The following is a 13,921-nucleotide window of genomic DNA, read 5'->3' on the forward strand; positions in this document are numbered from 1 at the left end:
TTTTATTTTCACATGCCTTTCACGTCGACAACGATGCGACCAGGCTTATCTGTACTTACCAATTCAAAAACCTCCACTTGCGCTTTTGACTTCAATAGCATTTCAATAGTGAGGTTCTTATTGGATTCATCATAGTACATTGTGCCAGTTGAAAAAAATTTCGACTTAGAAAGTAATTGTTTTAAAATTGGATTATTAATTTTAGATGGAATCACATTCTCTAAATCAATTACCACTCGTCTTTGATTGCCTTGAACAGCCACATGAAAAAACCCTGGGCGAAGGGCCAGCTTACCACCATCTTTATGAGCGATGTCGAGCACTAGTCTTTCTAAACCAGTAACCTTATCAAAACTTTGGCGTATATTTAAAAGTGCGACATCACCCTGGTCGTGTCCGCCAACAAACACACCATTATCCATATATTTTTCACGCTTCTCAGCTGTGACTTGTTGTACAGGAATTGCTGCGTCAGCATTTGAAAGAAAGCATACGAATATAAAAAATATCGGCACAACTTTGTTTGTCATATTTTACCTCTGAGCCTTATTTCTGAAGCAGACTCAATGTTGATGGTACTGATGAAGAGGTAAGATTATCAAATATAAAATGAAGAGCGTGATCTAGTTACCATTGTTAATTTGATCTATCAGTACACGAGAGAGGCCTGAGACCTGATTATTCTTTGCCAAGAGCAAGCCGACATCAATCAACCTTTTGCGCTGCATGTCGTCTTGTAATAAAAAGGCCAATCCATCTCCTACGCCACTTTGCCCAGATGACTGATTGAGTATGCTTTTTATAAGTTCACTAGGCTTAATTTCCACAACACGAGGGTCAAGGGAGTATAGGTTTAAAGCCGAATTAATCTGAGAAAATTCACCAGGTCGCTTCGCATAACCGTCTGAAGTAAGTTTCATAAGTGAAGGAAGTAAGTAGGCACTGCGCGAATCACGCAGCGTCAGTAGAGTGTCAATAAACTTGATAAACACATTCCATGACGATGAATCTAAAGTTAATAAATTAGCACCTAATTTAAGCGCTCCGCCTTGAGGCTGTGTTGAATCTTCAACCAAAGTGTCTGTGAGGTCATTCCAAACTACCGACTTATTGATCACAAACGGTAAACCTTGAAGAAGAGATGTTAACTTGAGAGTTGGGGCTTCGATATTAATCACATTATGAAAAATTGAATCTTTGAAATTTTTGTACCCCTGAAGATTATTTTCCTGAATCGCCAATAATTTATCAATGAGGATTTCAATTGGCGATAAATCTCCTTGTTGAGCTTTTGTTAATAAAGCATCAATTACTTTTTTCAATGGCTCAATATCATCTGGTTGAATGAGACTAATAACGCTTAATACACCATTGATGATTCGCTCCGCATAACCTTTCTCTGCTGCATGACTAAGAGATTGTGTGAGCAAATTAAAAAGGCCCACGTAACTCATGTAGCGAAGACTTCCCATATGATTATTAATAGGGTCATCTTTCCATTTGAAAGCTTCTGGAGTTGCATTTTGAAGTGCAATATAGAGGCGTTTTAAAACCCTAAGATCACCATTGGCAGCAAGCTCATGAAGAGCATCAATATTCTCTTCCATATTCTTAAGATGAATACCACGGTTGCTATTACCATAGAGTGCTGTCGCAATATTAAGTTGGCTGTGTTTACTTTTAATTACCTCGGAAAGATCAACACCCTTAATAATTCCTAATTGAAAGTCTGTTCCTACGTGGCTAATTCCCCCGATGGGAACATCAATATCAGCCACATTTACTAAAGTTTCTAATTGATCTAATCGTGTGACGATGTGAATTTTTCTACTACCATCTGGCATGTAATTGACTACAAGTCTTTGAGATCTTATTGATTCCATCAAAAACCGAGGCATATTATAATTTTTGTGCAAATCTTTTAGTGCGGCAATGAGTTCATGTAAATCTGTAGTGCGCAATGAATCTCTAAGAGCAACAATAATCTGCTCTTTCCATTGTTGATTATTGAGCCGTGGATATAAGCCAGTTTCATACAACCAAGTATTGTTGCGTGTTTCAAAATTTTCTACAGCTTGATTAAATTCAGCGTCGATATGTGATTGTGACCAGTGAGTGTACACATCTTTGATATTTTTTTTCATGTCTTTAATTATTTTAGGATCAGTCGTTATCTTTATTCTAAAATTATTATCACTCTCAAAAACTTTCACTGGCCCTTGATTTTTTAAATTGAGTGCAATAACACCCATTTGAGTAAAATCGCGCATCTGAGTAATCTTCCCAAGCATTTGAAGTGCGTGGTCGGCACCGCTGTGAGAAAAAATGTCAGATAATAGACCGTCAAACCGATAAGGAATTGTGTAAGGGCTTTCACCAGAAATACTTATGAGTTTAAAAATTTTTGTCAAATCACCAGATTTAAAGATTCTTTCAATTTCACTTAACGTTCCAAGCAAGTAGGGTGAAGTTACAAGTGTAGTTCTTAAGAGCTCAGCAGCGCTCTCAAGAAGACCCGCCCCTTTTAATTGCTCAGCGATTTGCCCAATTACAGGCACCGAACCTTCTGCATTAATGCATTTCATTGCTAAATAAAGGTTATTACCACCCGAACTAAAGAGGCTTGAACCTTGAAGTTGTGCGCACGAAGTATAATCTCCCGATGGCGGTGCAGGAGTGAATGGCGTGATATTATTTAAGACAGTATTTGGGTCTTCTTGGTTTGGCACATACAGTGATTGTGGTGAACCACTTCCCATGCCTGCATTTTGAGAATTCTTAAAAATTTCGACCAAGAATTTTACTAAGACTTTTAACTGACCATTTCCTGCAATTGTCCCAGTAAATGCAACCGCATTTATAAATTTATTATCCGTGAACCAGTTATATAAAACAGGGGCGATATTTTTCAGCAACTTCTCATCTAAAAGTGTATCGCGAATTACCTCTTGCACGGGTCTCTCACTCGCCAAACCCAGTGTCTGAGCAGCAACTCCAAGAGACATCCCCAAACCACCGCGCTGATCAGCGAGAGATTTTTTAAAACTTTTAGCAAACGCTACAAGCTCTATGCGACGTTGAGGGTCTGCAGCTAAAATGTTTCTTAGTACAACTTGAAGACTTGCTTCTGCACTGTTAGTAAATACTTGCTTAGCAACAGCATCTTTTAAATCTCTCAATGCTTGATCTTGGCTAGTAATACCAGCCACAAGTACTGAGAGATTAATAAAATCTCTTTTCTCTGGTACTAAACTATTGAGATCAGTTAATAAAATAATTCGTGATCGCTCAGGAATATTTAGATTTATCCAATCAACTAATAATTTACCGCTTAAATTTTCAAGAACCAAATAATTTAATAAAACACTTAAAGTGTTCAGGTCAGTCTCGGTGAGATCTTTTGCCATAAGTTCAAGTAAAAATCGCGACGCACCTCGGGCAGCAATTTCTTCTAACAATGGCCCAGCTAAGGTGACATAATCTGATTTTACTACTCGAACCCACTCATTAAGCCTTTTGCTTTTATCAAGTAACCCAAGTGATGATTTTATTCCTACACCATACCCACGTAATGCCAAATCTGAAAGTAAGTCGATATTACTGGTAAGATCTGTATGGTAGTCACAAGAATCTTTGCTCGTTGCTAAAAGCAGAGGGACTGTTTGCAAAAAGAATCTATTTGCTGCGTCTGTTGAGGTTAAACTATTTACTTCTCGCGCGAAGAATCCCCAGATATTTTCATGTTTACGATTACTCGTTCCATTTTGAAAACAAGTAAGCGGGCGATCTGCTCCATTGATAGTTTTTCTTAACCGTTCAAGCCGATTACCACCAGTTGTGTTTCCCAATGGAAGATAATCTAAAAGATCTCCCATATTGATGAGGTCCAGATCTGTTAGTAATTTTAGCCCTCTTCCAAATTGTGCATCTGAAAGATGCGTGAGTACCCCATGAAAATTTCCATCTGTTATACTATGTAAAATAATGTCCGCTGCCAAATTCGTGGTCTGATTTACATCTACGACAGAATTTGCATCATCTTTTGAAAACAAAACTGAAAGTACACGAGCTCGCAAGCCACTAAATGTATTTGCACCTGCAACAATTGCAGGACTGAGCTGATCTCGCTTAATAACGTCACCAGCATAACGGGCTAATGAAATAAAATCTTTCTCATCTTTAACCAAATGACGAGCCAGTGGCAGAGCTTTTTGTAGAGTCTGTGTTTCACCCAGCACCTGAATATTTTTATAATAACCGTCTAAGAATCCATGAGTGTCCATGCGACTCACGAGGTCTAAGATTTTATTGAGGCGATTATCTGAAGAATTAATGTGGCGATTATAAATTTCAAGAGATGCATTAAGGTCAGAATCAGCAGTTGAATCTAAAAAATCTTTGTACGGCTGAATAGAATTATTCTCACCATTGAGACACGTCACCATTGAACGAATTTTTTTTGCTGTGAGCTGACGCATGTCTAATTCCACATTGCGACAAGCTTCTATATTGATGGGTTTTATGGGTGAGTTAAACGAAGGCGGCTCTGCAGTTGGTGAGCAGGCAGCAAAAGATAACGAAAGTCCAATGGCGTACTTCCGTAAATCCCCTGTCGTAAATCCCCCGATGATGCCTACGGACGAAAGCCTGGCTCTGCATTAAGAAGCCATTAACTTTATGTTAAATGAATTTAACAAAGCTCGCCATGGGACAAGAGGATAGATTTCATAGGAGATAAACTGAGTAAGATTTTAAAGACTTTGGTCTTGAAGGTTAAGTTCCATAACCAGAGTAACCAGAGCAACAAATGCCACCTTGAGTACCAAATCGGGGCTCAGGCATACATCGTGATGATTGACCACAATATGCTGTGGCATTACTCGTGTTACAGTAACTTCCGTAACCTGAACCACCAAATGATTGGTAATTCACGCCAAAAGAAAATCCCCAGCGACGAGAAATACGGTAACCGCCGTAATTATTTTGGGGATAATAATTCTGAGGAACACACGCAAATTGAGGAGATTGTCCCCATTGTGAAACGTTCATGGGGTATCCACCACTTTGTAGGCAATTATAATATTGAGCGCGTGCGATGCCATATGCATCATTGCCATATTGGGGGCCATATTGATTGTACTGACCATTATTTGTATATGAGTTACAGTATTCAACCGGCATTCCAGGAGGACAATTTGTTGCCTGAGGGGTAACAGCGACTGTTGGTGCTTGGCCTTTTGATTCTTCTTTTTGACAACCAGCTAAACCAAATGCAGCTACCGTTAGGGCTAAAAGAACTACTTTTTTCATATGCAACGTGCCTCCTAAAATTGAACGTTATACTCACCTATAACAATGTCCGTGCCAACGTGCCAGCCAAGCGTGCCAAGACTCAATAAACACTTGAAATTCATCTGAAAAACATAGATTTGTGCTGCTAATTCTTAACTTTAAAAGTAGTGTAAAAATCATCGTTACTTGTAGGCCACACGAACACTCTTGCATTTTTTTCAAAGGCCTCTATATTTTTGATTTGCTTGAGTTTGCTTAAAGTTTAGACACACCTAGGAGGATTAATTCTTTATGGCAAAGGCACCCAAAAACATCTGCATCACGTATCGTCCCCAATCTGCCCGCGCCTTAAAAACCGCCAATGAAGTTGCACAATGGTTGATTCAAAAAAAACTCAACGTATTCACACATCCTGGTTTAGATACCATTGCCGGAACAAAAAAAATTGCATCTCGAAGTCATGTAGCTTCTTTAGATTTAGTTATAGTTTTAGGAGGAGACGGCACCTTCTTAAGTGCTGTTCGACTGTTGCAAGACAAACAAGTCCCTATTTTAGGAGTGAATCTTGGCAATCTTGGTTTTTTAACAGAAACCAAAGTTGAAGAACTTTATGACGTCTTAAAACTTGCATTGAAAAATAAAATGCTCAAAACCGAACGCACCACTTTAAAAGCCCAGATTGTTAAAAAAAATGGCAAGAAATTCAGCTACCATGCGCTTAACGACGTTGTTGTTGAAAGAGGTCCAAATTCACGATTGATTGATCTTTCAATTTACTCAGGTAACTTTTTAGTGAGTACAGTTAAAGCTGACGGTTTAATTTTGGCAACACCTACGGGCTCAACAGCTTACTGCCTAGCAGCCGGTGGGCCGATCGTGCACCCCAGTGTAAGCGCCATTAACATGACCCCCATATGTCCGCACACACTTACAAACCGTCCGATAATTCTGCCCGACAATCAGGCCATCAAGCTTAAATTGAAGCAGCACCCTGGCAAGGCCGTGCTTATGGTAGATGGCCAGCGATGTGAAGATCTCACGAGTTCTGATGATCTCATCATTACTCGAGGTAAAAACACGATCATCATGCTCACACTTCCGTCGCGTAATTATTTTGATATTCTTCGCGCCAAACTCAGATTTGGTCAGCGCGAATAAGTTTTAAAGCCTTTATTTTTAAAAAGGTTTGAAGGAGATTAAATGTTATTAGAACTCAAAGTCAGTCACTTCGCCGTTATCGACAGCTTGCAAGTTCACTTCTTACGCCCCGGCCTTAATGTACTCACAGGTGAAACCGGAGCCGGAAAAAGTATTTTACTTAAATCTTTAGCCCTTCTTCTTGGGGGAAAAGCCAGCCCCGATGTGATTCGTACAGGTCATGAGCAAGCCATTATTGAGGGCTCTTTTGATATAGGTCAAAGAGCAGACATCAAACAAGAACTTAAAGATCTTGATCTTGATTCAGGCGATGACAGTCTTGTTATAAGACGCATTATCAGTCAAACTGGTAAACACAGGCTTTATATCAATGGGCATCTTTCAACATTGAATGTTTTAGAAAAAACAGTCCCACGTCTTGTTGAAATCACAGGTCAACATGAACATCACACTCTCACCAAACCAATTGCACAACTCAATGTGCTGGATAAATTCGGTGAGCTTATAGATTTGCGACGAAGTTTTTTTGAGAAATACACTGAAGCTCGTGTTTTACGTGAAAATATTGAGACAATTACGGCCGCTTCAAAAGATCGTGAACAAAAAATTGATTTTTTGAGATTCCAAATTAGTGAAATCGAAAGTTTTAATCCCGTTTTAGGAGAAGACCAAGACCTTCAAAGCCGCCATCAGCGTGCTCGTTTTGCTACAAGACTTCATTCGTATGCTCAAAAAGGTGAAAGTGTTCTTTATAATCAAGAGCCCAGCGTTCATGCCATGTTGAGTGATTTAGTACGAGAAGGCGAGAACCTCGTTGAGCTTGATCCAAAATTAAAACCAGCACTCAATGCACTTAAAGAAGCGTCTATCTTGGCAGAAGATGCCTCTTTTGAATTTCGTGATTATTCAAAACAACATCAAGCAGATGAAGGTGAGATTGAGCGCCTAGAAGAAAGAGTGAGTAATCTTAAAAAATTACAGAAAAAATACGGCACCACCGTCGAAGAGATCTTAGAATTTAAAAACCGAGCTGTTACAGAATGTAATCTCTTAGAAATGCACGACGAAAACCTTAAAGATCTTTATCTAAAAATTAATAAAATAAATTCAGAGCTTAAATCTCAAGCCACTGATCTTCATAAAAAACGTCTCAAAGCAGCTAAACAGTTAGAGACAAGTGTTAACCGTGAACTCTTAGATTTAAACATGAAAGGCACAGAATTTCTCATAGCTGTTAAGCCCCTAGAAGAACTTATAACAACTGGTGGTGATGAAGTTCTCTTTTTAATTAAATCTGCGTCTAAAGATGAACCAAGGCCAATTAGCAAAGTAGCTTCTGGAGGAGAACTTTCTCGCCTGATGCTTGCATTAAAACAAGCATCCAGTACATCTCTCGAGTCTGCAATGACTTATCTTTTTGATGAAGTTGATACTGGCGTTAGTGGTACCACAGCTGAAAAAGTGGGTCGAAAGCTTAAATCCATCGGCAACAACCACCAAGTTATTTGCATAACTCATCTTCCACAGGTTGCAGCATTTGCTGATGCTCATTTTTTAATTACTAAAGATGTGATCAAGGGTCATGTGAAAAGTGATGTTACTGAACTTAATCAAAAAGAACGTGTTCAAGAACTTGGTCGCATGATTAGTGGTGAAAAAATCACAGCTGCTAGTCTGACACATGCCCGTGAGATGATTGAATCCAGCTCACGACGTCAAAAGCCCACATCGCCCGCCAAACATTAAATCAGTCCGAACATTAGACTAAAGACATGTGCAGTAATATCTTTTGAGCACCGATGATAAAATATGGTCATCCGCGCATTAGCAACATTGCTGGTAATCACATTTTATTCTTCAGGACTTTTGGCTGAGGATTCGTCTGAGTTCTCAGTGAAAACTATAAGTACAAAAATTCCAGTTCCACCTAAACCCATTCAACTTATTTCACCTCCACATAAATCAGAAGTCACACCTGGTATTTTAACCTTCATCTGGGAACAAACAACTTTTGTACCAAGTGCAAAGGTGCAACTTACGGTTGAAAAATTAGACGAAAATAAAAAGTATGTGATGCGCACCAAACATAGTCAAAAACAAATGCACTGTAACCCTGGCAATTATCGTTGGCGCGTAACAGGTGTTGATAATCCTACCCATGAAAGCCGCTGGAGAAGTTTTAATGTAATTGGCTATAAATCACGTGGGATGGCGTCTATTCCCAATGAGAAAATAGGCTTAAAGAAGAAAACTAAGCCCCTACCCTCCCCTCAATAATAGTCCCAAATCAGCAGCGTCAACACCGTTGACAGGTAAATTTTACTCAACAACTCCTCTTGCTTACAACCACAACTCGTATTAAGTTTCGTAACTGTGAATTCATGTGTATGGGGCGGGAATGGTCATGAAATTATTAAAATTAAAAATTATTTTAGCACTAACACTTATTTCTTTAAATTGTTTTGCTGATCCTCAAAATCCAATCTCCATTCATGGTTATGTTTATTGCCAGTATCTCGTTGATTACAATAACGATGCCTGGGCGACACGAAACGTTACTGGGGTAGTCACCCTCAATACTGCCGGTGAATACGACTTCACACTTTCTGGGGATTTTATATTCGTGAATTGTTCACCACAAAAAGTATGGATACATACGTATTTTCAAAAAGCACCTGGCGAATATAATTTTGATTATAAAAAAAATCGTGTCCTTATGTTTACTGAACACCGAGAAAAAAACGACAAAGACCATGAACCCAGACTTATTTATATTCCCATCAATACTATCACTACCACACAAGGGCAAAAACATAGTTTCACAGGTTTTGCACCATTACGAACAATATTGGGTGATAGGTATAACGATTTTGCAAATGGTAATGTTGTTAAAGTTGCTCTGAATATTCGTGTTGGGCACCCTGAAGTTAAATCTCCAACATCCAAGTTTACACCAAAAATTAATAAGTATGGTCTTTCAATTGGAATCCAAAGGGCGATTTTTAAATTTGAAAACAGACAGTTTATTTCGGTAACCCTAGAGTAAAGGATAATGTCATGAAGCTTAAATTAGTATTTATTTTATTATTTCTAGTACAAGCTATCACTATAGAAGTAAAAGCTCAGGAATTACCCAATACTTCTTATCCGTACTACGGTCGTTATTCTCGCTGTGAAAATTCCGGCGATACAAAACGCAACTTAGGCCGAAACAACTGGGCATTTTCCGTGACCCTTGAATTCGTTACTGCAGTCAATTCAGCATCTCCACTGGACTTTACCACTTCAGCACTTGAATATGACAGATGGGTTGATTTCAAAGCAAAGCCCGCCACCGATTCTGAATACGTATTGGTAAAAACCTTAGTACGTGAAGTAAGATGTAAACATCTTCCTAGATTTCCAAACGAGTTTCGCTACACTCCCATACTTCGTGATCAACGCAATCGTGTTGAGATTACCTGTAAACACAAAGCATTTTCTGGTGGATACAAAGATGAGGCTAGAACTTTAGATTCTGGTATTATCACAATGCCTCGCAATTCGAATGCCTTTGAATATTACGATACCTACGGACAACGTGACTTTCTTATTCCTATCAAAGAGTGCCTCAACAAGGTTGATCTTAAGCGCTATGAAAATGGTGAGCTTGTTGATTTAACCCTTATCACACGCTATTTGCCTCAAGGAAAATATGGCCCTAAGTACGCTTCACGCTTAGAAACTATTACTGTATCAAAATAAGAATTTAAATTTTTTGATGAGTAATTTGACCAGCTGGTGAAACGCGTAAATAATGGGGACCATCAAACCATGAACCCAGATTGATCAATCGCGCTTTACGCGATGAGGTTTCAAACTCAAAATCATCAGCAATGTGTGTGTGTCCCGTTAATAAAAGATCAAATTCTTGCTTCATGCTTAAACCAAGCGCGTAAGTTCTCGCAATGTCTTTTGAATCATTCTTAATCTTTTCGGTGTACTGACGACTTGCATGGGAAGCTTTATGCCCGACATTAAACACGAGTTGTGAAGGCAAATTTTCAATCAAGAGCTTCATTGGAGGGGTTCTTAAAAACCAACGCAAGAAAAGATAATCATAATCTTTTCTATTAATCTCATCACCGTGTTCTGCCCAAATTTTTATATCGTGGTAATCAATTTTCATAGGCCCCGTCGGGATTTCAAACTCTAACTGAGACTGCCAAAATTTTTTAAGATGCAGATCATGATTTCCCTCAAAATAAATAATGCGACAAGTGTTGCGAAGAGTTTTTAACTCAGCAATCAAGGGTGCGTACTCAGCTTGAAAGGCTTTTCCTTCACCGATCCAAATATCAAAGAGATCACCAAGAATAACAAAAAGTTCAGCTTCTTTTTGTGCAAGTTTGACAAGAGACAATAAAGCCTCTCCTGTGGGAGAGGCCATATTGACAAGATGTACATCTGAAATAAAAAATGCTGATTTCACAATCCAGCTCTCAGTGAGTCATAGCCTTTTGTTAGCTCAACCTTAAAGACCAGCATCCGGTGGACGTTGGTTTTTTCGGATGAATGCAGGTATATCGTAAGTTTTTTCATCAAACTGACGACCCATTTCGCGAGCCATCCTACGAGCTGAATCTAAATCTGAACCACCCATATTATTTTCTGGTGCCGATGGAGCCACAGGCATGGTGAGTTGAACTGGTTCTTGACGTTTAATTTTTACGTCTGTGTTTATGCTTTCGCGAAATGCGCGAGCCTTCGCCAATAAAATATCACGGGGAAGTACGGGTCTTTGACCATTTTCTTTTGGTACTGACATTTCAATCTGCTGATTCGGGAGCGGAGGCAAACCTTCAGCTAGTGGTTTAATGATGGGTGGAGCTGACTGCATTGGTGCTTGCTGCATCGGCGTTTGTTGCATTGGAGCTTGAATCGGCTCTTGATATTGTTGTTGGTACTGAAAACTTGGTTGTACTGGTTGTTGATAATTAGGTTGTTGTAGATAGCCCACTTGAAAAATTTGGTTATTTGAAATCTGAGGTTGTGTCACCGCTGCTTCAGCTGTGGGTGGTTCAATAACAGCTTGTGCCTGTGACAACGCTTGCATTTGGCTCATGTGTTCTGAAAAACTAGCGCGTTCTTCTTTTCCAAAACCAGTAGCGATAACCGTGACTCGAACTTCATCAGTCATATTGTCATCAATCACAGCGCCGAAAATAATTTCAGCATCTTCATGTGCGGCTTCAGTAATAAGTGTTGAAGCTTCGTTAACTTCAAACATGGTGAGGTCTGGTCCGCCAGTAACATTGATGATGATTCCAGTAGCACCGTCGATGGCTACATTTTCAAGCAGTGGGCTCGAAATTGCCATGGTCGCAGCTTCGATTGCACGATTCTCGCCAGTAGCTTGACCGGTACCCATAAGGGCCATGCCTTTATTAGCCATAACTGTTTTGATATCGGCAAAGTCGAGGTTGATAAGACCACGAATATTAATAAGATCAGCGATACCTTGAACGGCTTGCAATAAAACCTCATCAGCTTTTTTAAATGTTTCAAGGAGTGGTGTTCTTTCACCTGCGATAGCTAAAAGTTTTTGATTAGGAATAACGATGAGCGTATCAACGTTATCTCTGAGTTCTGCTAATCCAAGATCAGCGTGCTTTTTACGACGTTTACCTTCGAACAAGAATGGTCTTGTCACAACACCGACTGTGAGGGCTCCAAGTTCTCTTGCGATTTTCGCTACAACAGGTGCGCCGCCGGTACCAGTACCGCCACCCATTCCCGCAGTAACGAATACCATGTCAGAACCTTCGAGTTTTTCTGCAATGTCATTATAGCTTTCAATGGCTGCGCGTTTTCCAATTTCTGGATTCGCACCTGCACCGAGACCTTTTGTGAGTTCGCGTCCTAGTTGAATTTTCACTGGAGCGGGCGATGCTTCGAGAGCTTGTCGATCTGTATTGGCCACAACAAATTGAACGCCGCTCATTCCTGAGCCCATCATTGTTGTCACCGCATTTGAGCCGCCGCCGCCTATACCAACAACTTTGATATTTGCGCCTGCATTATTGATGTCTTCGATCTCGAACATTTATCCTCCCGTTAGAGTATCAGAACGCGCCGTCTAGAAAATCAGCGACACTTGTTTTAAGTCGCTCTACTAACGATCCTGATTTCTTTGCTGTTTCTTTGGCACTATTTTCAGCACCGTATTTCATAAGTCCAACACCTGTTGCATAGGCTGGACTTTGTACAACTTCTTTTAATCCTGTTGTACTAAGGGCCATCCCTCGACGCACAGGCATCTCAAAAATAAATTCACTTAATTCAACAATTCCATCAAGACAACTTGCCCCACCGGCTAACACAACCCCAGCACCGATGAGCTCTTGATAACCACTTTTTAAAATTTCGTTATTAATTAAATGAAGTGTTTCTTCAATGCGTGGCTCAATGACTTCTGTCAGAGTTGCACGAGAAACTGTGCGTGGATTACGTCCACCAACACTTGGAACATCGATGGTCTCACCGCTGTCGATAAGACTTGTCATCGCACAACCGAATTTTTTCTTTATGATTTCAGCTTCAACAACAGGGGTTCTTAAACCTACTGAAATATCTTGTGTGAGATGCATTCCACCAATGGGTAAAACTGCAGTGTGAACAACGGCTCCAGCTACATAGACAATGATGTCGCAAGTTCCGCCACCCATATCAACCACTGCTACGCCGAGATCTTTTTCGTCTTGACTCAAAACGGCTTCAGCAGATGCTAAAGATTCAAGCACGAGTCCTGAAACATGTAGGCCTGCGCGCTCTGCACACTTTGCAATATTTTGAAGACTCATCTTAGCACCAGTCACGAGATGAACTCCCGCTTCTAAGCGCACACCGGACATTCCACGAGGATCACGAATTCCCTCTTGTGCATCAACTGCAAAACTTTGTGGGAGGAGATGGAGAATTTCACGATCATCAGGAAGTGCCACAGCTTTTGCAGCTTCAAGCACACGCCTCACATCGTCTGGTGCAACTTCATGATTTTTAATTGCGACCATGCCTTTGCTATTAAACGAACGAATATGTGAACCTGCAACACCAACCCAAACGCTGTCGATTTTTACTCCAGCCATGAGCTCAGCTTCTTCTCGGGCTTTTTTGATTGCGTCGACAGTAATATCGATATTGATGACAGAACCTTTTCGAAGTCCTTTAGAAGGGCAATTTCCAACACCAATAATTTCGTAAGATATTTTATCTGGATTCACACGTGCAATGATGACACTCACTTTCGTGGTGCCGATATCAAGACCTGCACTTATACGACCCGTAATTTGTGGTTCCTTTGTTGAAGAAACGTTGGTCGTCTTTTTCATCAATCAGCTCCGATTCCATTCAGGCTGCTGTTGCTTGCCATTTTTTCCAAGTTTTCTAATAAATTAGGCCTCTTAATGCGCCTGCTCCAAGGCCTAGGAAA

The 13,921-nt window shown here is 40.0% G+C and carries 12 protein-coding genes; 6 read left to right on the plus strand and 6 right to left on the minus strand.

Annotation, left to right across the window (positions count from 1 at the left end; all coding sequences use genetic code 11):
- Nucleotides 1-8 precede the first annotated feature (8 nt).
- Together SGI74_10925 and SGI74_10930 are read right to left on the minus strand one after the other, a co-directional pair.
- The gene (locus tag SGI74_10925) at nucleotides 9-530 is read right to left on the minus strand and encodes a hypothetical protein (protein MDZ4678004.1); all 522 of its coding nucleotides are present in this window, start codon (nucleotides 528-530) and stop codon (nucleotides 9-11) included.
- 93 nt (nucleotides 531-623) lie between these two features.
- A complete protein-coding gene (locus SGI74_10930) occupies nucleotides 624-4,478 on the minus strand; it encodes a hypothetical protein (protein ID MDZ4678005.1) in 3,855 nt (1,284 codons plus the stop codon).
- On the opposite strand from SGI74_10930, the gene SGI74_10935 reads away from it, so the two are divergent.
- Entirely contained in the window at nucleotides 4,477-4,662 is a 186-nt protein-coding gene (locus tag SGI74_10935; GenBank protein MDZ4678006.1) for a hypothetical protein, read from the plus strand. The two genes, SGI74_10930 and SGI74_10935, sit on opposite strands and share 2 nt — an antisense overlap.
- A 111-nt stretch (nucleotides 4,663-4,773) precedes the next feature.
- Here SGI74_10935 and SGI74_10940 read toward each other — a convergent pair whose 3' ends face one another.
- On the minus strand, nucleotides 4,774-5,310 hold the full coding sequence (locus tag SGI74_10940; GenBank protein ID MDZ4678007.1) for a hypothetical protein: 537 nt from the start codon (nucleotides 5,308-5,310) through the stop codon (nucleotides 4,774-4,776).
- Between the two features lie 273 nt (nucleotides 5,311-5,583).
- Here SGI74_10940 and SGI74_10945 point away from each other — a divergent pair, with 273 nt between their 5' ends.
- From SGI74_10945 to SGI74_10965, 5 genes are all read left to right on the plus strand, one after another.
- Nucleotides 5,584-6,450, plus strand: coding sequence for an NAD(+)/NADH kinase (locus SGI74_10945; protein MDZ4678008.1), 867 nt, complete (start codon nucleotides 5,584-5,586; stop codon nucleotides 6,448-6,450).
- Between the two features lie 42 nt (nucleotides 6,451-6,492).
- Nucleotides 6,493-8,196 carry a DNA repair protein RecN gene (gene recN, locus SGI74_10950; GenBank protein MDZ4678009.1) on the plus strand — a complete coding sequence of 568 codons (1,704 nt, stop codon included), beginning with the start codon at nucleotides 6,493-6,495 and terminating at the stop codon, nucleotides 8,194-8,196.
- A 147-nt stretch (nucleotides 8,197-8,343) separates the two neighbouring features.
- Nucleotides 8,344-8,727: a hypothetical protein gene (locus tag SGI74_10955; protein MDZ4678010.1), complete on the plus strand. Its 384-nt coding sequence runs from the start codon at nucleotides 8,344-8,346 to the stop codon at nucleotides 8,725-8,727.
- A 127-nt stretch (nucleotides 8,728-8,854) separates the two neighbouring features.
- Entirely contained in the window at nucleotides 8,855-9,496 is a 642-nt protein-coding gene (locus SGI74_10960) for a hypothetical protein (GenBank protein ID MDZ4678011.1), read from the plus strand.
- An 11-nt stretch (nucleotides 9,497-9,507) separates the two neighbouring features.
- On the plus strand, nucleotides 9,508-10,194 hold the full coding sequence (locus SGI74_10965; GenBank protein ID MDZ4678012.1) for a hypothetical protein: 687 nt from the start codon (nucleotides 9,508-9,510) through the stop codon (nucleotides 10,192-10,194).
- Between the two features lie 4 nt (nucleotides 10,195-10,198).
- On the opposite strand, the gene SGI74_10970 is transcribed toward SGI74_10965, so the two are convergent.
- From SGI74_10970 to ftsA, 3 genes are read right to left on the minus strand one after another with little or no spacing between them, the layout of a single operon-like run.
- Nucleotides 10,199-10,921: a UDP-2,3-diacylglucosamine diphosphatase gene (locus tag SGI74_10970; protein ID MDZ4678013.1), complete on the minus strand. Its 723-nt coding sequence runs from the start codon at nucleotides 10,919-10,921 to the stop codon at nucleotides 10,199-10,201.
- A 42-nt stretch (nucleotides 10,922-10,963) separates the two neighbouring features.
- The gene (gene ftsZ, locus SGI74_10975; protein ID MDZ4678014.1) at nucleotides 10,964-12,535 is read right to left on the minus strand and encodes a cell division protein FtsZ; all 1,572 of its coding nucleotides are present in this window, start codon (nucleotides 12,533-12,535) and stop codon (nucleotides 10,964-10,966) included.
- Nucleotides 12,536-12,554: 19 nt separating this feature from the next.
- Nucleotides 12,555-13,820 carry a cell division protein FtsA gene (gene ftsA / locus SGI74_10980; protein MDZ4678015.1) on the minus strand — a complete coding sequence of 422 codons (1,266 nt, stop codon included), beginning with the start codon at nucleotides 13,818-13,820 and terminating at the stop codon, nucleotides 12,555-12,557.
- Between the last annotated feature and the right edge of the window lie 101 nt (nucleotides 13,821-13,921).

This window comes from Oligoflexia bacterium, assembly GCA_034439615.1.
Classification (GTDB): Bacteria; Bdellovibrionota; Bdellovibrionia; order JABDDW01; family JABDDW01; genus JAWXAT01.